At 41.2% G+C, this 18,542-nt stretch carries 18 protein-coding genes; 4 read left to right on the top strand and 14 right to left on the bottom strand.

The features are described from left to right. Nucleotides 1-24: 24 nt before the first annotated feature. From NIE32_RS00575 to cyoE, 6 genes are all read right to left on the bottom strand, one after another. The gene (locus NIE32_RS00575) at nt 25-276 is read right to left on the bottom strand and encodes a YlbE-like family protein (RefSeq protein WP_253051949.1); all 252 of its coding nucleotides are present in this window, start codon (nt 274-276) and stop codon (nt 25-27) included. 5 nt (nt 277-281) lie between these two features. Further along, complete coding sequence (gene ylbD, locus NIE32_RS00570; protein ID WP_253051947.1) at nt 282-746, bottom strand: YlbD family protein; 465 nt, start codon at nt 744-746, stop codon at nt 282-284. 99 nt (nt 747-845) lie between these two features. Further along, nucleotides 846-1,889, bottom strand: coding sequence for a CAP domain-containing protein (locus NIE32_RS00565; RefSeq protein ID WP_253051945.1), 1,044 nt, complete (start codon nt 1,887-1,889; stop codon nt 846-848). 105 nt (nt 1,890-1,994) lie between these two features. Continuing rightward, on the bottom strand, nt 1,995-2,543 hold the full coding sequence (locus tag NIE32_RS00560) for a hypothetical protein (protein WP_253051943.1): 549 nt from the start codon (nt 2,541-2,543) through the stop codon (nt 1,995-1,997). A 57-nt stretch (nt 2,544-2,600) separates the two neighbouring features. After that, a complete protein-coding gene (locus NIE32_RS00555) occupies nt 2,601-3,140 on the bottom strand; it encodes a GNAT family N-acetyltransferase (RefSeq protein WP_253051941.1) in 540 nt (179 codons plus the stop codon). A 208-nt stretch (nt 3,141-3,348) separates the two neighbouring features. After that, nucleotides 3,349-4,275 (bottom strand): heme o synthase, encoded by a 927-nt coding sequence (gene cyoE, locus NIE32_RS00550; RefSeq protein WP_253051939.1) that lies wholly within the window; start codon nt 4,273-4,275, stop codon nt 3,349-3,351. 326 nt (nt 4,276-4,601) lie between these two features. Here cyoE and NIE32_RS00545 point away from each other — a divergent pair, with 326 nt between their 5' ends. After that, on the top strand, nt 4,602-5,519 hold the full coding sequence (locus NIE32_RS00545; RefSeq protein ID WP_253051937.1) for a COX15/CtaA family protein: 918 nt from the start codon (nt 4,602-4,604) through the stop codon (nt 5,517-5,519). Nucleotides 5,520-5,769: 250 nt separating this feature from the next. Here the strand turns inward: NIE32_RS00545 and pyc are convergent, their stop codons facing one another. The 3 genes from pyc to NIE32_RS00530 form a co-directional block, all read right to left on the bottom strand. Next, a complete protein-coding gene (gene pyc, locus NIE32_RS00540) occupies nt 5,770-9,213 on the bottom strand; it encodes a pyruvate carboxylase (protein ID WP_253051935.1) in 3,444 nt (1,147 codons plus the stop codon). After that, nucleotides 9,194-10,360 carry an FtsW/RodA/SpoVE family cell cycle protein gene (locus NIE32_RS00535; protein ID WP_253051933.1) on the bottom strand — a complete coding sequence of 389 codons (1,167 nt, stop codon included), beginning with the start codon at nt 10,358-10,360 and terminating at the stop codon, nt 9,194-9,196. The genes pyc and NIE32_RS00535 overlap by 20 nt, the downstream gene beginning before the upstream one ends. Before the next feature lie 170 nt (nt 10,361-10,530). Beyond that, nucleotides 10,531-10,800 carry an Fpa/YlaN family protein gene (locus NIE32_RS00530; protein ID WP_381451289.1) on the bottom strand — a complete coding sequence of 90 codons (270 nt, stop codon included), beginning with the start codon at nt 10,798-10,800 and terminating at the stop codon, nt 10,531-10,533. A 185-nt stretch (nt 10,801-10,985) separates the two neighbouring features. Between NIE32_RS00530 and NIE32_RS00525 the strand changes: the two genes are divergently transcribed. Next, nucleotides 10,986-11,195, top strand: a complete 210-nt coding sequence (locus NIE32_RS00525; protein WP_253051929.1) for a YlaI family protein — start codon at nt 10,986-10,988, stop codon at nt 11,193-11,195. A 225-nt stretch (nt 11,196-11,420) separates the two neighbouring features. Here NIE32_RS00525 and typA read toward each other — a convergent pair whose 3' ends face one another. Then, entirely contained in the window at nt 11,421-13,274 is a 1,854-nt protein-coding gene (gene typA, locus NIE32_RS00520) for a translational GTPase TypA (RefSeq protein ID WP_253051927.1), read from the bottom strand. A 200-nt stretch (nt 13,275-13,474) separates the two neighbouring features. Between typA and NIE32_RS00515 the strand changes: the two genes are divergently transcribed. After that, nucleotides 13,475-13,657 (top strand): hypothetical protein, encoded by a 183-nt coding sequence (locus tag NIE32_RS00515; RefSeq protein ID WP_253051925.1) that lies wholly within the window; start codon nt 13,475-13,477, stop codon nt 13,655-13,657. A gap of 15 nt (nt 13,658-13,672) precedes the next feature. Here NIE32_RS00515 and NIE32_RS00510 read toward each other — a convergent pair whose 3' ends face one another. Continuing rightward, nucleotides 13,673-14,503, bottom strand: coding sequence for an inositol monophosphatase family protein (locus NIE32_RS00510; protein ID WP_253051923.1), 831 nt, complete (start codon nt 14,501-14,503; stop codon nt 13,673-13,675). Between the two features lie 173 nt (nt 14,504-14,676). Next, nucleotides 14,677-14,865, bottom strand: a complete 189-nt coding sequence (locus tag NIE32_RS00505) for a YkzI domain-containing protein (protein ID WP_253051921.1) — start codon at nt 14,863-14,865, stop codon at nt 14,677-14,679. 215 nt (nt 14,866-15,080) lie between these two features. Between NIE32_RS00505 and NIE32_RS00500 the strand changes: the two genes are divergently transcribed. Further along, on the top strand, nt 15,081-15,734 hold the full coding sequence (locus tag NIE32_RS00500; protein WP_253051919.1) for a YktB family protein: 654 nt from the start codon (nt 15,081-15,083) through the stop codon (nt 15,732-15,734). A 104-nt stretch (nt 15,735-15,838) separates the two neighbouring features. On the opposite strand, the gene lpdA is transcribed toward NIE32_RS00500, so the two are convergent. After that, a complete protein-coding gene (gene lpdA / locus NIE32_RS00495) occupies nt 15,839-17,248 on the bottom strand; it encodes a dihydrolipoyl dehydrogenase (RefSeq protein ID WP_253051917.1) in 1,410 nt (469 codons plus the stop codon). Between the two features lie 2 nt (nt 17,249-17,250). Continuing rightward, a complete protein-coding gene (locus NIE32_RS00490) occupies nt 17,251-18,540 on the bottom strand; it encodes a dihydrolipoamide acetyltransferase family protein (RefSeq protein ID WP_253051915.1) in 1,290 nt (429 codons plus the stop codon). Nucleotides 18,541-18,542 lie beyond the last annotated feature (2 nt).

Below are 18,542 nucleotides of genomic sequence, written 5' to 3'. Positions count from 1 at the left end.
GCGTTCAGTGCTCGCTTGCCCTTATTAATGCTCTTCTTGCTTTTGCTCAGTCATTGCCTGCGCCATTGAGACAAGCATTGACATCATCGCTGCCCTTTGGTTAAACCGATCCAATTTTTGACTGAATGTTCGACCATAGAAGTAATCCGCTGCCGGTTTCAGATCTCTCAGCGCCCACGGAGATCTGCTTAGTCTCCTGTACCACTCGGGATTCATTCTTATAAATAACTTTTCATCCGGATGTTCGTCAAGATAGGCTTGTATCGATGGTCTCAATTCAATCAATCCCTTCGAAAGTAGAATGGGCGCTGATTTCGTTGTTGCTCCGGCATGGATGATGTCGATCGCTCTGATGCTTCATTAGGCGTTATTGTGCTCTTTTGACCAGGATCAGCATCGCTTTGTCGGAATTGTCCAATAAATGTTTGGATCCCCGATAGTGCTCCACTGATCGTATCCAATCTCTCCTGCCACTGTTTTGTATCGATGTTATCCACAACTTTTAGCACTTTATTAATTGAGAAAGAAGACTTTTTTTGACTCTCACTCTTGGACGGGTCATCCTGTTCATTCTTGACCCCATATTTTTCCCAAACCTCATGGGATTCACCAAAAATAACCCAGTCATCAAAGACATCATTCCACTTTACATCATGCTCATGAACATAAGTGACAATTTGTGGATGGTTGCGCAAAAATACTTTAAATCGTTTGATGGCAGCATTGGTCCTCTCCTCTCCCATCATAAGCACTCCTTTCCAAATCTATTCACCTATATTTATCATAAGCATATGCGTCAAAGATGTGCGCCCAAATAGTTACCTAAGAACGACTTCTCAAGGAATTCATGGTTTCACGAAATCCTGAGTATAATAATTTTGATAAGAACCAACACCTAACTCACTGAACGCTTCATTCAATAAATTCTCCCGATGATCAACACTGTTCAGCCAACCCAAGCTGACTGCAATTGCATCCGGATATTTTGCAGCTATATTCTCACCAGCAACCTGAAAAGTAATATTCTCTTTCTCTAATCGTGTTCTCAAGTCACCGGACCATTTTGAGTCGTGCGAGAAATAATCCTTTATTTTCATTTCTTTGCTGTGTTGGTACGCAGCCTTATATGCTTGTTCATTCCAGTCTAACGTCTTCTTACCATATCTCATTCGCAGCACATTACTAATATCAAAAATTTCCTGATTCTCCGCTTTATCGATCGCATTCCACGCACTATTTGAAAGTACAGGAGACTCAGGTAGCTGTCCCTGATAGGTCATTGAATAGGGATGCTGTTTTACAAGAACACTTGTTGTTAAATAGCGAATACCAATCAGCCGATCCGAAAGATGGTCAAAATTTAATTGTACCCAGTAATTACCGAATTTCATTAATGGTCGCACCATCATATCTTCTTCATTGAGTTCAAAATCAATTTTTGTTCCTTTGTAAGATAATGATAATTCATCAGCAATGGGTACCTTTGCGTAAACGTTCTGAGCGTCTGCTCCTATAACGAATGGATTTGTTTTAAGTTTATTCCCCAAAGCATACACCGTCGTCACTCGATCCGTTGAATTATCGATTCCCACTTGAAGGTACGACTCGCTTTGTCTTCCATAAATAAACCAGCGATAGCCAAATTTTGTAGGATCAATACGCTCGGGTGTTCCTAATAATTTTACGATCTGTTTTTTGCTTTTACCCATTAATTTATGCACGCCTGTATTCGGCACTTTAAACGTAGTCTGGAAGTTCGCTGACAGTTGATGATTTTTTCCAGATTGCATTTTTTCATTGTTTGAGGGAAGACTGATAAGACTAACAATAAATGTACCTGCAAAAACGATGACCGCAATAACAAAGATGATTATATTAGTTTTTCTCATCGTCGTTCCCCCTTCTTATGCTTTCATACACTCATTTATTATATCAACACTCCCAGAATGTGGATAGATAGATGGGATGAATAAAATCTTCTTTAAAAGCGCAATTTATTGACCTCTTTTAGGGTGAAGTTCCTTCAAGAGAATAACCCAAATGCGCCCTTGATCGCCTGCAGCATAACCAATGCCAATTTGCAGTTTGGTCGTGCGGTCAATGAATACATGTCTTTGTTTCAATTGTCTCCAAAGTTCTTGAACCGGAATCTTCTTTTTTGACTCGCGTAAAATGATATGATGTACCGTTTGTTGATTATTCTTCTCCTCTGTATTGATGATGTTATCGGCCTCTTGCATTGCAATACGCTCATCCTGACCTTTCTCGAGCTTCTGAGCTGCTATTCGCGCTGAACGGAACAAATTCCATTCCGGATCAAAAGGATGCATGTGTAAGCGTTCGCGTTCTGAATTCATCATGTTCATGAGCGCTCTCTCAGGCTGAAACACTGGTGATAGCTGCCGTTCAGGACGGAATTGGTGATTACTTTGCGCCGACACATGATGCAAAACTTCCGCACTGCCTGCCGTTCCGATTAAGAGAACACATGTTAACGTGACCAGTAAAAGATGATGTCTAATAAACGAGACTGGTAGTTTCATCGAAGGCCTCCTTGAATACCCAGTCCCAGTTTTAACAAGATGCCTGTGTAATAAACCTCAGTCACTAATGTGAATGCTTTTGGAATGATGTTTGCTCCGTGGCAACTCATTCTTTAACAATTTCGCCATGTAGAACGCATTTTGCAGCTTGCTCTGAAAAAGAAATGCTGATTGACGAATACCTTCAACATGATAACCGCAAGAACCGAACAGGAGTAAAGCTGGACGATTATCATCAGCAACTGACGCTTCAAGTCGATGATAATGGTTTTCTAATGCCCAACCCTCTACGCTTTTTAATAGTTCATACCCAAAGCCCTTTTCTCTCCATTCACTAAGAATTGCGATGTTTACATGTGCGACATGGTTCATCGTCTGATTTAGATGCCCCACAATCAATGCTGCTCCGATGTTTTCATCATTTTGTGTTGCCATGAAATAAGCAATATGTTGCTTAGTGAGCGTGATCTGTTTCATTAATCCCTTAATGTCTTGCTCTGCCTCAAGAATGAACGCACATTTGTCTCGCTTAAGTCTCTCAATAAGCTTAAGAAATCGTGGTACATCACTTTCATGAACCATTCTTACTTCAAACATTCCGAAGCACTCCCTCCATGAGACCTGTCACACTCAGTTTATGGTTCGTGATGAACGTTCATGTTATAAATGTCCGTATTCAAATGAAAGGTGCAGCTATTCATCTTCTTGAGGTATGATGCCATCAAATTCACGGATCAATATTTCTTAGTATAAAAAATAAAAGCCGGAGAAAAATAAATTCTCCGACTTTTACAATTCGACAAGATTAGTTAAAAAAGGTTGAAACAATCATCAATAGAAACAATAACGTTAAGTAATTCAATGAATAAACAAACATTATTCTTGCCCACTTAATCGTATCCTTTGCTACTAATCCATAAACTGCAAGTACAAGCCACGTTAAGTCAAGCAGAGACGCACTCACAATGTAGACCAATCCTAATGGATAAAGGAGCAATGATATCGGAACGAGTACAGATACATAGAATATCATTTGTCGTTTCGTCACTTCAAAGCCGGCGACAACCGGAAGCATTGGAACACCCGCCCGTCTGTACTCTTCTACACGTTTCATTGCGAGAGCGAGAAAATGCGGTGGCTGCCACATAAACAGAATCAAAAACAGTACCCAAGGAATTGGGGATTGTAGCAATGGATCAATCGCAGCCCAACCGATAATTGGCGGTACCGCTCCTGCTACGCTCCCAACAACTGTATTCATGGTGTAACTACGTTTCAGCCACATTGTATACACTAATACATAAACCAGTAATCCTAGAAGACCAAACGCTGCAGCAGTCGTTGATGCCGCCAGCAAAGCGAGCAAACCAGTGATTGAAAGAGAAAGGCCCATAATCAATACTGTTTTCCCGCCAAGTTTCCCAGTTGCAGAGGGGCGTTCATGGGTGCGTTCCATCAATGGATCAATATCCCGATCAATAAAATTATTTAGCGAACACCCTCCTGCAATCACGAGTGCCGTACCGATTAACACAAAGAGTACAGGGAAAATAACAGATGACCAACTGGATCCAGTCATCCACACGGCAAGCCAGACACCTGTAAATGCTGTCATTAAATTTGAATTGACAATACCAATCTTCACGGTCGTCAATACATCTCTAACTAAACTGCTCAGAGGCGAAACTTCCTCTTTCGCTTGTAATACTTGCTCAGAATCAATGCTTTTCATAAAATGATTTCCTTCTTTCTCTATAGTCGATCATTAAACGAATCTCAAGGTAATAACTTATCCTAAATTTCTTTTCCTAATTGGAAGAGGAACTTTTATTAAATCCGTTCACAAAAATATCACATTATTATTATATATGAACAAAAACCGTTTGTCTTTTGTTTTACTCAATGTTATTTGTCACATTTTGGATCATGCACGTACCAATTGTTTGTCAATTTGCTTCATCTGAAATGAATTTAAGCGAAAAAGTCTTGAATAGGCCGGTTTTCTGATAAAATAAGAGTACATGTCTGATTTTACATCAGAAGATATTTAGAAATCAGGTGATCTATTTGAAAGAACGCGTGTTAAAAATAATCAGCATATCCGGAATGCTTTCCGTGCTCATCGTTGTAATCATGGGTGCACTCGTCACAAATACCGGTTCAGCATATGGTTGCGGAAACAACTGGCCACTGTGCAATGGGCAGGTAATTCCAAATGCCCAAGCACACCAGACATGGATTGAATTTAGCCACCGTGTGGTCTCAGGACTAGCATCCATTCTTGTCGTGATTCAAGCCATTTGGCTCTGGCGTCCATTTAAAAAGGTATGGAGTGGTCGTTTCTTAATTATCGCTTCCGTCTTTTTTATTTTTCTGCAAGCGTTCCTCGGTATGGCGGCAGTGGTCTGGGGACAGTCCTCAGTCGTTCTCGCATTACATTTTGGCATCTCTTTGCTGTCATTCGCCAGTATGCTGCTGTTAACCTGTCTTGTGCTCGAGTTTGGTAAACCGCATTTAAAACTGTTTCAATTTACCGTACACAAGGCCATGAAGTGGAATTTTATCTTAATGGGTATCTTTTCCTATATTCTCATTTACTCGGGGGCTTTTGTTCGCCATACTGAGTCCAGCTTGGGATGTAGAGATTTCCCGCTTTGTAATGGGCATATTTTTCCAGAACCACTCATTAGTAAAGCAGGCGTTCAATACTTGCACCGTGTACTTGCGCTCGTTCTGTTACTTTGGTTAGTCTGGACATTAATCGTAGTGTATAAACGCTATCAAAGCCAGGCACAACTTTTTACAGTTGTATTCTTCGCTTTAATTTTCGTTTTACTTCAAGCTGTTTCGGGAGCATTTATTATTTTGACAAAAATGAACTTACTATTCTTGCTCTTACACGCCTTTTTCGTTACCGGATTTTTTGGACTACTCACTGTGCTTATTCTCTTTTGCAGTCGGCCCCAAGCAAAATGAATGGATGTAAACCACTCAACATATTTATGCTCCATTTCTGTTAATCATTTCAATAACTTCTTTTCACATATTAAGAACTGGGCAAAGTCGCCCAGTTCTTAATTTTTATCATAATGTGCTTCAATGCTCAGTTGCCACAAGTGTCATGAACCTTGAAATTTTTGAGTAACAAACGTTCTATTTTTTGAAAAAAGAACCCAAATGAGTTTTACTCACTTGGGTTCTTCGTTAATCTTCATTCTACTTCGGATTAATTCAATTCAATCATTAAGTCTCCGGTTTCAATCACATCATTTTCATCGACATAAATCTTCTTGATGGTTCCATCGATTGGAGCTTGAACCGTTGTTTCCATTTTCATTGCTTCAGTAACAAGCAGATGGTCACCTTTTTTCACACGTTCGCCGGCAGAAACCAAAATTTTCACGACTGTACCTGGCATTGAGGCACCAATCTGGTGTGCATTATCTTTTTCGGCTTTCGCATGCGCGACTTCAGATGCTTGAACATTCATATCTTTAATCGATACTTCACGCGGCTGACCGTTTAATTCATAGTACAACGTCCGTGTACCATCTTTTTGCGGATGTCCAATCGAAATCAATTTCACAACGAGCATTTTTCCTTCTTCAATTGTGACTGATACTTCTTCACCTAATCTCAGTCCGTAGAAGAAAGTCGGTGTACCGAGCACTGTTGTTTGCCCGTACGTCTCGCAGAAACGGAGATAGTCCGTATACACCTTAGGATAGAGTGCTGCGGAAATGACTTCATGAAATTTAAACTTCCGCTCGAACTTCTCTTCCAATCGTGCTTGAATATCAGAAAAATTAATAGGATCTAAATGCTTTCCCGGACGATCCAATAATGGCTGTTTACCCTTAAGTACAATACTTTGCAATTCTTTAGGGAAACCTTGATATGGCTGACCCAATTCGCCCATAAAGAAATTGATGACCGAATCAGGGAAATCAAGTGTTGCACCCTTTTCGTAAATTGTATCTTCCGTCAAGTTATTCTGTACCATATACAGTGTCATGTCACCAACAACTTTAGACGATGGTGTTACCTTTACAATATCTCCAAATAGTTGATTCACTCGGCGATACATATCCTTAACTTCTTCAAAGCGATCGCCTAGCCCAACCGCAATTGCCTGTTGACGAAGGTTACTATATTGTCCTCCTGGCATTTCAAGTTTATAAATCTCCGCGTTTGCCGTCTTCATACCACTTTCAAATGGATAATAATATTGGCGAACTTTCTCCCAATAATGACTCAGCGATTCAAGTGCATCGATATCAACATCCGGACGACGCACATCGCTGCCGAGTGCATAATATAAAGAATTTATACTTGGTTGTGAGGTCATGCCTGACATTGCTTCAATGGCAACGTCAATAATGTCTACCCCAGCTTCAATCGCCTTAATATAGGTATAAATACCATTCCCACTTGTATCATGGGTATGAAGATGAATCGGCAGAGAAACGGTTTCCTTTAATTCGGAGACTAAACGATAGGCAGCTTCAGGTTTTAATAGGCCTGCCATATCCTTAATACCGAGAATATGTGCCCCTGCTGCTTCCATATCTTTTGCCAATTTTTTGTAGTATTCGAGATTATATTTTGTACGTGACCCATCTAAAATATCGCCTGTATAGCACATCGTCGCTTCAGCAATTTTTCCACTCTCAATAACAGCATCAAGTGAAACACGCATTCCGTCAAGCCAGTTCAAACTGTCGAAGACACGGAAAACATCAACGCCTTGCTTTGCAGCTTCTTTAACAAATGCATGGATTAAATTATCAGGGTAATTTTTATAACCTACCGCATTTGAACCACGCAATAACATTTGAAGCAATACATTTGGCATTTTCGCACGAATCTTACGTAATCTTTCCCATGGATCTTCTCTCAAAAAGCGGTACGTTGTATCGAATGTCGCACCGCCCCACGCTTCTTCAGAGAAAAGATTTGGAAGTAAATGAGCTGTTTGACCCGCTATTTTCTCAATATCCTTTGTGCGCATGCGTGTTGCAAGCAAACTCTGATGTGCATCACGAAATGTAGTATCTGTTAAGAGCACTCGTTTCTGTGCCTTGATCCATTGAGAAACGCCTTCTGCACCATGCTGCTCCAATATCTGTTTGGTGCCACCTGGGAATGGTTCAGAAAGTTTGACATCCGGAATCGGTGGGACGTCAAAAATAGGTTTCTTACTCTTCATAATCCCCGGATAGCCATTAATCGTAATATCACCGATATAATTCAACATTTTCGTGCCGCGGTCTAATATCTTGTTAAAGACAAACAATTCCGGTGTTGTATCAATGAATGTTGTTGATACATTACCTTCTAGAAAATCAGGGTGTTGAACAACATTGATCAAAAATGGAATGTTTGTTTTAATACCTCTAATTCGGAATTCTTTTAGATTGCGCAACATCTTTACTGCAGCACTCTTGAACGTACGCGCTGAAGTCGAAAGTTTCACCAATAGCGAATCATAATACGGAGTGATTACCGATCCTGTGAATGCATTACCGGCATCCAATCGAACGCCAAATCCTCCGCCACTTCGATAGGCAACAATTTTCCCAGTATCCGGCATAAATGAGTTACTTGGATCCTCAGTAGTCACACGGCATTGGATCGCATACCCATAAGTACGAATGTCCTTCTGTTCTGGAATAAGCACCGGATCCTCATGTAATCCATAACCCTGAGCGATAAGAATCTGAGAGGATACGATGTCGATACCTGTAATCAATTCAGTAATTGTATGTTCAACCTGTACACGCGGATTGACTTCGATAAAATAAAATTCCCCATTCGGCGTAACCAAAAATTCAACGGTTCCGGCATTTAGGTAATGCACGCTTTTCATCAATCGAACAGCAGCATCACAAATCTCATGGCGAAGTTTCTCACCAAGTCCTCGGCTCGGTGCTACCTCAACAACCTTCTGATGACGACGCTGTACAGAGCAGTCCCGTTCATAGAGATGAACGATATCCCCTGACTCATCGGCCATAATCTGTACTTCAATATGGCGCGGATGGTCCAAATACTTTTCAACATACACATCTTCTTTACCAAAAGTCTGTTTGGCTTCAGAAGTTGCACGTGCATAAGCCTCATCAACACCTTGAGCACTGCGTACAATACGCATTCCGCGTCCGCCGCCACCAAGTACTGCTTTTATTATGATCGGATAGCCATGTGTTGCCCCAAATGCCTTCACTTCATCTACTGAAGCAACTGGGCCGCCTGATCCGGGTATAACAGGAATATTTGCATTGACAGCTGCTTCTCGAGCAGCCGCCTTGTCCCCAAATGTCATCAAATGTTCTGGTTTCGGTCCGACAAAAATGATGCCTTCTTCAGCGCATCGTCGTGCAAAGTCTGCATTTTCAGAGAGAAATCCATATCCTGGATGAATGGCGTCGACATGATGTGCTTTTGCGACCTCGATAATGCTCTCAATATCCAAGTACGCTTCAATTGGATTCTTTCCTTTGCCAACTAGATAAGATTCATCCGCTTTGTAACGATGATAGGAGCTAATGTCTTCCTTAGAATAAATAGCTACAGTTCGAATACCTAGTTCCGTGCATGCACGACAAATTCTGATTGCAATTTCGCCACGATTCGCAATGAGCAATCGTTTAATAGTACGCTTTAACATTCTCTCTCTTCCCTTCTCGTTGGCTGTTCGATCTTTTCATATTTACGAATGCAGAAATGTTCATTAACACACAAATTGAAAAGACCATCGTAATCAATGAAGATCCACCGTAACTGACAAAAGGCAGTGTAACACCTGTTATCGGTAGTAGACCAGTGGCAGCTCCCAAATTGACAAATGTTTGTATTGCCAGCATACTCGAGATTCCAATGGCCAACAAACTTCCGAATACATCTTTGCAGCGAATCGCTGTTACAAAGCCTCTAAAAACAAGATAGGCTATACATAGTATAACAAATAAAATGCCCAATAGGCCCAATTCTTCCCCGATCACCGAGATGATAAAATCCGTTTGCGGTTCGGGCAAAAATCCTGTTTTTTCAATACTTTGTCCAAGCCCCCTCCCGGTAAATCCGCCAGAAGCAATTGCGATATATGAATTAATTAGCTGTCGTCCTGACTTATCGGCAACCGAAAAAGGATCGTAAGCCGCAGTAAATCTGCCGAGTTGGTTGCTACTCAAAAATTTGTTGTAAAAGAGCAGAACAAAAAGTACAGCGAATCCGCCTAGAAACAAAAGATGTTTTGTCCTAAGTCCTGCACAAAGAACCATAATCGTTGAGATCAAAATGAGAATCATAGCGGTCCCAAAATCTGGCTGTGCCGCAATGAGACAGAAAAACACCAATACTACAATTAATGGGGGCAGGACTGATGTCTTAAAATCAGAAATTGAATTCTGTTTATTTGAGAAAACTGAGGCCAAATATAATATAACTGAAATTTTCACTAATTCTGCCGGTTGAATATTGAATGCACCAATATGAAACCAAGATTGTGCATTATTCACAGTATTCCCCATCAAAAAGAGCAGGAAAAGCAAGCCCAATGATAAAAAAATAAATGGTTTTACAATTTTTTTATAGGCTTGATAAGGAAAGACTAAGCCAAAAATTCCAACTGGAATCGCTAGAATCAACCACATAAGCTGATGAATAAAAAAATAGGTAGGTGGCTGAGGCTTTTCAAAAATTAATCCTGCCCATACAGATCCGGCACTATAAACCATAATTAAGCCGAAACCAATCAATAATGTCATGGTCACGAGAAGCGTATAGTCATAATGATGTAGCAACTTTTTCAACATGAAATCCACCTATTTGTGCCCTTATCTAAATGTCTCTGGATACGTTTGTTGGAAGTGATCCATAAACGAGAGCCTGATTTGTCCCCTTAATTGCCAACTCCTAGATACCCGAATTGACAAAAAAGCCCAAACCACAACCATTTGCGGATTGTGAGTTTGAGCAACCAGGTTTATTTCTGTGTCGATGCTTCGTGGAGCGCAGAAACTTGCCGCTCAAGAGAGCTCAGCAGTTCTCGCCCCTCATCCGCACGCACAAGACCAAGGCGAACCGCAAAATCGATCTCACGGGATAAGCCGAACATTTGAGTATCCAATACTTCTTCATACAGGGGGCACTGGGGCATCGTTAAATTTTCCATTTGCACCCCGATCAGCTTCAGTATCTTCTGAGCATCGGCCTGTAACAATTCATAGGCTTTCTCTCGTTTTCCAATCTTCATTTCGACTGACAATTTGCTCCCCCCTTGTCTCAATAACTTTCCTAAAATTTATCTTACCCTCTGTCATGTCAAAAAGCAAGATTAATCACAACCACGGAAATGCACGATCCTGTCTCATCCCCCGATTTCCCCTACTTCACGATTTCTTAAAAAACCTGCTATACTATTCTCAAGGAGGTTATTTCATGCAAGTGAACTGTGCATTATGTGAAAAGATCTGTCAGTTGGATGATCACTCTTCAACTGCAAAGCGACTGAGAAACCGGCCAATTCACACGTATCTCTGTGACGCGTGTAATAAAAGAATCAGTGAGCGAACGAGAGCACGTTGGGCAACTGGTAATTTTTCACTACACTTGCCTCTAGCCGACGGAAAAAAATCACGACGTTTATGAATGCCAATTATTAAGAACGAATCATTTATAAGAGAAACCGGGTAAAAAATGCCCGGTCCTTATTTTGCATCACTTGTGCTCTTCGCTACATTTTCAAGTGAAAAACTTTTACTTTCTTATTTTCCAAGAAAAAAACGTCTGTGCTCATGGAGCACAGACGTTTTTTAAAAAATGCGATCACTTGAAGAATTTATAACGAACTCAATCAAAGAATAACGCAGGTGATCAGCCATTATATTTCGGAATCTTACTTCCTCTTCTTTCAAAACGTTCACGTTCACCCTTATTCAGGATCTTCTTGCGCATACGCACACTCTTTGGTGTAATTTCGCAATATTCGTCATCGTTCAAATAAGACAGAGAATCTTCAAGCGACAGTTTACGTGCCTCTTTCAAAGTAACCGTCTGATCTTTATTTGATGACCGCACGTTCGAAGCGTGCTTAGCCTTAGTAACGTTTACCGTCAAATCATTTTCACGGTTATGTTCGCCGACAATCATACCTTCGTACACATTGACACCTGGTCCGACAAACATCTCCCCACGATCTTCAAGTGCCGCGAGTGAGTATGCTGTTGTTTGTCCTTGATCCATTGAAACCAGCACACCGTTTCTACGTCCACCGATTTCTTCTTTGATGAACGGTGCAAAGTGATCAAATGTATGGTTCAGGATACCATATCCTCGTGTATCAGCCATAAATTGACGGTTATAACCAATTAATCCACGAGAAGGAATCATGAATGTCAAACGCGTTTGACCTGGTTGCTCTTGCCTCATATCTTTTAGTTCAGCTTTGCGTTTACCCATTGATTCAATGACTGCGCCGACATATTCTTCAGGAACGTCGATCTGAACCGCTTCATAAGGTTCGCAGAGTTTCCCATCAACTTCTTTTGTGATTACACTTGGTTTAGAAACAGACAATTCATAACCTTCACGACGCATTGTTTCGATCAGAATGGACAGGTGTAATTCACCACGACCAGAAACGACCCAAGAATCATGTGAATCAGAAGCAGATTCTACCTTCAAGCTGACATCACGTTCCATTTCAGCGAAGAGTCGATCCTCTATTTTACGGCTTGTTACATAGTCGCCTTCTTGACCTGCAAACGGACTCGTATTTGGTAAGAATGTCATTTTTAGCGTTGGTTCATCAATACGCAATGGCGCAAGTGGATCAATTTTATCTACATCATTAATTGTGTCGCCAATATCAATATCCGATACACCGGTAATTGCGATAATATCTCCGGAGTAAGCTTCTTCAATTTCTGTCCGTTTCAGCGCATGATAGCCAAAAAGTTTGGTAATCCGGAACTTCTCAACACTTGCACCGTTATTTTTAACCAGTGCAGCTTCTTCGCCGACTTTGATTTTGCCACGATAAATACGGCCAATACCAATACGGCCAACATAGTCGTTGTAATCAAGCATTGTTACTTGGAACTGCAACCCTTCATCACGATTATCAACCGGTGCCGGCGCATATTTCAGAATCATATCGAGCACAACACTCATATCTTGATCTACATGTTCAGGATCAGTACCAGCAACACCATTTACTGCGGAAGTGTAAACAACTGGGAATTCGAGTTGATCTTCATCAGCACCTAGGTCGATGAATAAGTCAATCACTTCATCAACGACTTCAGCTGGTCTTGCCATTGGCTTGTCGATTTTATTTACGACAACAATTGGTTTTAGATGTTCTTCCAAAGCCTTTTTCAAAACAAAGCGTGTCTGTGGCATACATCCTTCGTAAGCGTCGACGAGTAGAAGAACGCCATCAACCATTTTCATGATTCGTTCCACTTCACCGCCAAAGTCGGCATGTCCTGGCGTATCCACAATATTTATTGTATGGTCTTTGTAAGAAAGACTTGTATTCTTCGCCAAAATAGTAATACCGCGTTCACGTTCAATTGCATTGGAATCCATTGCTCGTTCATTAATGTGTTGATTCTTACGGAATGTCCCTGATTGCATCAAAAGTTTATCGACTAGAGTCGTTTTCCCATGGTCGACGTGTGCAATAATCGCGATATTCCGCAATTCTTCCCTTAATTTTGTCATTTATTCTATACTCTCCTCATAATATCCGTCGCTTCGCATTAGATAGCCGAAACATACACATGCAAATTATTCTCTCACAAGCAACCTTATGTTGTCAATTTTTTCTGTTGATCACGAAATTTATTTTTCTCAAGTTCCCGACCATTTATCATTTGTACTTTACGGAAAAGCGTCCTATGATATCTCCAGGAGGTGTTTCTATGTTCCGAAGTTTATACATTCTGTTCTTAATTTTGACTGCAGCAGGTTTGATCGGTGTAGCTGCAGGGATGGTTTATGGACAGCCACTTTTTATGCTTCTCTGCGCCTTTGCTGTTATCTTGTTTATGTGGCTCAGCTTCATGATCAAAGCGATGCAACAGAAGAAAGAAAATCGAATGTAAAAATTTTATAGTCACTCATTGTGGTTCGTTGAGGCGTTTGCCAGACGCTACTTGTTCCTTAATATGTTGTATCAAATCCTCATATAATCCGGGACGAGCGGCGATTACAGAGGTTTTTGATAGAATATTGATTGGTACACCATCAGCACGGGAATGACATCCGCCGACCTCAGACAATAGGATTAGACCAGCACCATAATCCCATGGGGAAAGCCGCATCGTAAAATAGGCATCAAGAAGTCCCGCTGCCACATACGCCAGTTCAAGAGAAGCTGCACCGTAAGCGCGCGTACCACTGCATCGCTTTATGATTTCAGTAAATACATCTTCATCGATACGCCGATTGGGCTTAAGCCATGTCGGACTTAGATCAATCAACGCGTCATCGATATGAATTTTGGTGAGTGGCTCTAACTTTGCATTGTTTTTATAAGCACCCTTTCCTGAAAGACAATGAAAGAGTTCATCGCCCATTACATCATAGATGAAGGCGGCGCGCCCCTCTCCATTTTCATAAATACCGATCGAAATGGCGAAAAAGCGTTTTTGCATCACATAATTCAGTGTCCCGTCAATCGGATCAAGGAGCCATAATATCCCATTGGTATCTGTAACTTCGTCCCCGTATCCTTCTTCGGAGATAATTCGATGCTCTGGATAATGATCCTTGATCTTACCAACAAGAAAGTGTTCAATCGAGCGATCCATGTTCGTAACGAGATCATTATGTGCACTTTTCTCACTAATTTCTAATGGATTGGTAAGTGAAGCACGCAAGCGAGCAGCTGCTTCTTTGATCCAACCTGTTACTCTCTTCTCAAGCATTGCCCATTCAGTTTGATTCATTTTTTCACTCCCGGTTCTGCGTCTTCATCTAAGACGCCTTTCGTTTAAAATTAATACTACATCATTTAGAGATAAAAATAAAAATCGCCGCTGATTGTGGCGATTTTTTTTTAATTTCAATTGCGAAATTTCGAATATCCAGATTAAAAAATGTTGTACGAATTAGAGAATAGTTATATCTCCAGAAGTAGCATTTCTTTTCGCAGTTTTTCCAATCTTTGTTTGCACAACTTAATGGTTTTGTAGTCTTTCTTCATTAGGGCATGATGCAAAGTCATCAGTTCAGTGTCAATCTCCACACGTACTTTAGGGATCCTCTTTTCTGCGTCCTTCCTGCTCAGTGTCTGATTGAACGCTTTCATGGCAATTGCCACTTCCCTTCAGGAGTCATTGTAATGAGCAAAGGAACATAACTATTTTCAACCCGAGTAATTGATTATGTTTCTCTAGTTTATGCTGTCGTACCGCGCTTATTTCCATAATAATTCTCATTCTTCAAAAGCTTTCAGCCCAATTCACCATTGAAGCTGTGGTAGACTATGAGAAACAAGGAATGTTTGAATAAGGAGTGAACAGCATGTCTCTGAACGGTTTTACAAAAAAGGATTTTGAGTTGATGGAACTTCCCGGCCTCGAAAACCGGATGAATGCCATCAAAGAACAGATTCAACCGAAATTTAAAGGATTGGCAGATCAGCTCGTCCCCTTTTTAAATAAACAGACCAATGCATTTTTCTACACTCATATTGCCCGTCATGCACGTCGAACAGTGAATCCACCCGACAGCACTTGGTTTGCGTTAGCGGAGGATAAACGTGGTTATAAAAAATATCCGCATTTTCAATTTGGTATCTGGCAATCGCATTTGTTTTTCTGGCTCGCATGTATTGATGACTATCCGGACAGAAAGGAGCTTGGAGAATCATTATTATCGAGAATACCTGAGATCATGGATAATACACCGCGTTATTTTTGTTGGTCGATGGATCATACGGATTCCGCGTACGTCATTCACGAAAAGATCAGTGCTGATCAGCTAACAAAAATGTTCAACCGCCTGAGTAAAGTACGTAAAGCAGAGTTACTATGTGGCGTAGTCATTTCAAAAGAAGACCCACGAGCAAGAAATGGAAAACAATTAGCAGACTACCTAAAGGATCAAGCAAACAAACTTCTTCCCCTTTATCAACTTGCGAAGCACTGCGCGCACACGTCAGTATCCTCTTCTTGAAAAAAATTCTTACATAGGTTAAGGCCTGAGTAAATTGATTTTACTCAGGCCTTTTTTATTCTAAATTATTTATTTTTAGTAGAACTACTTAAAGTTAGTACTCGTTATTTTGCAATATGAATCGGTCTACCAAGAACAACGTCCGCTGCTTCCATAGCCATTTCCCCAAGTGTCGGGTGGGCATGGATGGTCAAAGCAATATCTTCAACGGTCATCCCGGATTCAATAGCTAAGCCGAATTCAGCGATCATATCACTAGCGCCTGTACCAACAATTTGCGCACCGAGAACTAATCCATCGGATGCCCGTGATACAATCTTAAGAAATCCATCTGTCTCACCTAATGAAAGCGCACGTCCATTTGCTGCAAAAGGGAATTGACCCGTTTTCACTTCAAATCCTTCTTTGATTGCTTCATCTTCAGATAAACCTACTGATGCGATTTCAGGATCTGAGAAGACGACTGCCGGCATGACATGATAATCCACTTCCGCTGCCTCTCCGTTAATCGCTTCGGCTGCAACTTTTCCTTCATAAGAGGCTTTATGCGCAAGTGCAAGTCCTGCTACAATATCACCGACTGCATAGATTTTTTCAGACGTTGTTTTTCCTTGCTTATCGACCTTGATTAATCCTCGATCCGTGACCTCAACTCCCGCCAAGTCCAGGCCAAGATCTTTTGTATTCGGTCGGCGTCCTACTGTAACCATGACATAATCCGCATCGAAGACTTGTACTTTCCCTTTCACTTCTGCAGTCACAGCTACACCATTTGCGGATTCTTCAACACTTTTTGCCAAAGCATTCGTATAAATGGTAACGCCTTTTGCCTTTAATTTCTTCTTTACTGGGGCAATGAGACGTTTTTCAAATGCAGGGAGAATGGAAGGTGTACCTTCGAGAATGATCACCTCTGTACCAAATCCGGCAAAAGCCGAACTCAATTCAATACCAATATACCCGCCGCCAATAACGACAAGTTTTTTTGGTACTTCTTTTAAGGCGAGAGCTCCTGTTGAGGAGAGTACACGATCACTCCATTTAAATCCGGGAATCTCAATTGGGCTTGATCCGGTAGCAATAATGCAGTGGTTAAATTTGTATCGGGATGACTCATAGCCGTGGTTCACCCGTACAACATCAGTGTCCACGAATAAAGCTTCGCCTTCGACGAGTTCAATACCGTGTGCTTTAAATAGTCCTTTAACGCCGCCCGTCAGACGATCAACAACCTGACTCTTCCATTCTTGAACCTTAAGAAAATCAACACTCACATTCTCCGCTGTAATACCAAAAGCTTCAGAATGATTCATTTGTTCATACCGATGGCTTGCAGAAATTAATGCTTTTGAAGGAATACATCCAACATTCAGGCAGACTCCGCCGACATGCTCCTTTTCAATCACAATTACCTTCTGACCAAGTTGAGCAGCACGAATTGCAGCAACATAACCACCGGGTCCAGCGCCAATGACCACTGTATCCACTTCCGTTGTAAACTCACCTACTACCATCTCTACCCCTCCAAGATAAGTCTTTGTGGATCTTCTAACAATCTTTTTATTTTGTTCATTGCTCTTTGAGCGGTTGCCCCATCGATCAGACGATGGTCAAAACTCATGGACAGAGCGAGAATCGGTGCAGCAACAATTTGACCATCTCGAACAATGGCCTTTTCAGAAATCCTACCCACACCAAGAATGGCTGATTCAGGCTGATTAATAACAGGAGTAAACCATTGTCCTCCTTCAGATCCAATGTTAGAAATTGTGCAGGTTCCGCCCCTCATCTCATCTGAAGTCAGCTTACCTGTTCTCGCTTTTTCAGCAAGTTCTTGGATTTCTTGAGCTATAGCATACATTGACTTTGTCTCAGCATGCTTCACAACGGGAACGACCAAACCAGCATCCGTATTCGCAGCAATGCCGATATTATAGTACTTTTTGTAAACAATTTCCTGGTGCTCTTCATCGAGTGAAGCATTAATAATTGGAAATTCTTTTAATGCTGCAATAAGTGCCTTTAAAATATATGGAAGATAGGTTAATTTTACGCCATTTTTCTGTGCTTCTATTTTAAATAATTGTCGATGTGCGACCAATTTGGTGACATCAACTTCATCCATGAGCGTTACATGAGGTGCTGTTTGCATGGATTGTGCGGTTGCGCGAGCGATTGCTCGACGAATCCCCTTAAATTTCTCACGAATTTCCATCCCATCAACATGGTCATTATTGGAATTTTGAACAACCTTCTCAGAAGGATCTTCTGCTTCAGTTATTGGGGTTTCACTTTGCTTTTCGTCGGTCGTCGGTTGATTCAGGAACAGATCAATATCTTCTTTTAGTACTCGTCCGTTCGTTCCTGATCCTGTAACTAAGGAAAGATTGACTCCTTTATCTCTTGCGTATTTGCGTACAGACGGCATAGCAATAATCATCGGATGCTCATTTTTCTCCGATTTTTCAGGAACTGTTGTCTCCTGTTTCAGATCTTGTTCATGAACAGCCGCAAATTGAAGATCTTCGTGAGCAGGAACAGCATCTCCATCATTTTCATTCTCTCCATCGTCTGATTCGAGAGTAATGACCACTGTACCCACTTCAACAACTTGGCCCTCTTCTGCATCGAGCGTTAATACCTTGCCATTAACAGGTGAAGGTATTTCTACAACCGCTTTATCATTTTGAACTTCCGCTAATGTATCGTCCTCTCGGACAGTATCTCCTGGTTTGACAAACCATTTAAGTATTTCACCCTCATGAATGCCTTCACCGATATCCGGTAATTTAAACAAATAGGCCAACG

Origin of the sequence: Sporolactobacillus kofuensis (genome assembly GCF_024125425.1) — a bacterium.
Taxonomy (GTDB): domain Bacteria; phylum Bacillota; class Bacilli; order Bacillales; family Sporolactobacillaceae; genus Sporolactobacillus; species Sporolactobacillus kofuensis.
This window is presented reverse-complemented; position numbering and strand designations above follow the sequence as displayed.

Bases quoted from the DNA above. Each gene is read 5' to 3' on its own strand.
- ylbD (WP_253051947.1), bottom strand. From the start codon at position 746: ATGATGGGAGAGGAGAGGACCAATGCTGCCATCAAACGATTTAAAGTA.
- NIE32_RS00560 (WP_253051943.1), bottom strand. From the start codon at position 2,543: ATGAAACTACCAGTCTCGTTTATTAGACATCATCTTTTACTGGTCACG.
- pyc (WP_253051935.1), bottom strand. From the start codon at position 9,213: ATGTTAAAGCGTACTATTAAACGATTGCTCATTGCGAATCGTGGCGAA.
- lpdA (WP_253051917.1), bottom strand. From the start codon at position 17,248: ATGGTAGTAGGTGAGTTTACAACGGAAGTGGATACAGTGGTCATTGGC.
- NIE32_RS00565 (WP_253051945.1), bottom strand. From the start codon at position 1,889: ATGAGAAAAACTAATATAATCATCTTTGTTATTGCGGTCATCGTTTTT.
- cyoE (WP_253051939.1), bottom strand. From the start codon at position 4,275: ATGAAAAGCATTGATTCTGAGCAAGTATTACAAGCGAAAGAGGAAGTT.
- NIE32_RS00525 (WP_253051929.1), top strand. From the start codon at position 10,986: ATGCAAGTGAACTGTGCATTATGTGAAAAGATCTGTCAGTTGGATGAT.
- NIE32_RS00535 (WP_253051933.1), bottom strand. From the start codon at position 10,360: ATGTTGAAAAAGTTGCTACATCATTATGACTATACGCTTCTCGTGACC.
- NIE32_RS00505 (WP_253051921.1), bottom strand. From the start codon at position 14,865: ATGAAAGCGTTCAATCAGACACTGAGCAGGAAGGACGCAGAAAAGAGG.
- NIE32_RS00530 (WP_381451289.1), bottom strand. From the start codon at position 10,800: ATGAAGATTGGAAAACGAGAGAAAGCCTATGAATTGTTACAGGCCGAT.
- typA (WP_253051927.1), bottom strand. From the start codon at position 13,274: ATGACAAAATTAAGGGAAGAATTGCGGAATATCGCGATTATTGCACAC.
- NIE32_RS00515 (WP_253051925.1), top strand. From the start codon at position 13,475: ATGTTCCGAAGTTTATACATTCTGTTCTTAATTTTGACTGCAGCAGGT.
- NIE32_RS00510 (WP_253051923.1), bottom strand. From the start codon at position 14,503: ATGAATCAAACTGAATGGGCAATGCTTGAGAAGAGAGTAACAGGTTGG.
- NIE32_RS00500 (WP_253051919.1), top strand. From the start codon at position 15,081: ATGTCTCTGAACGGTTTTACAAAAAAGGATTTTGAGTTGATGGAACTT.
- NIE32_RS00555 (WP_253051941.1), bottom strand. From the start codon at position 3,140: ATGTTTGAAGTAAGAATGGTTCATGAAAGTGATGTACCACGATTTCTT.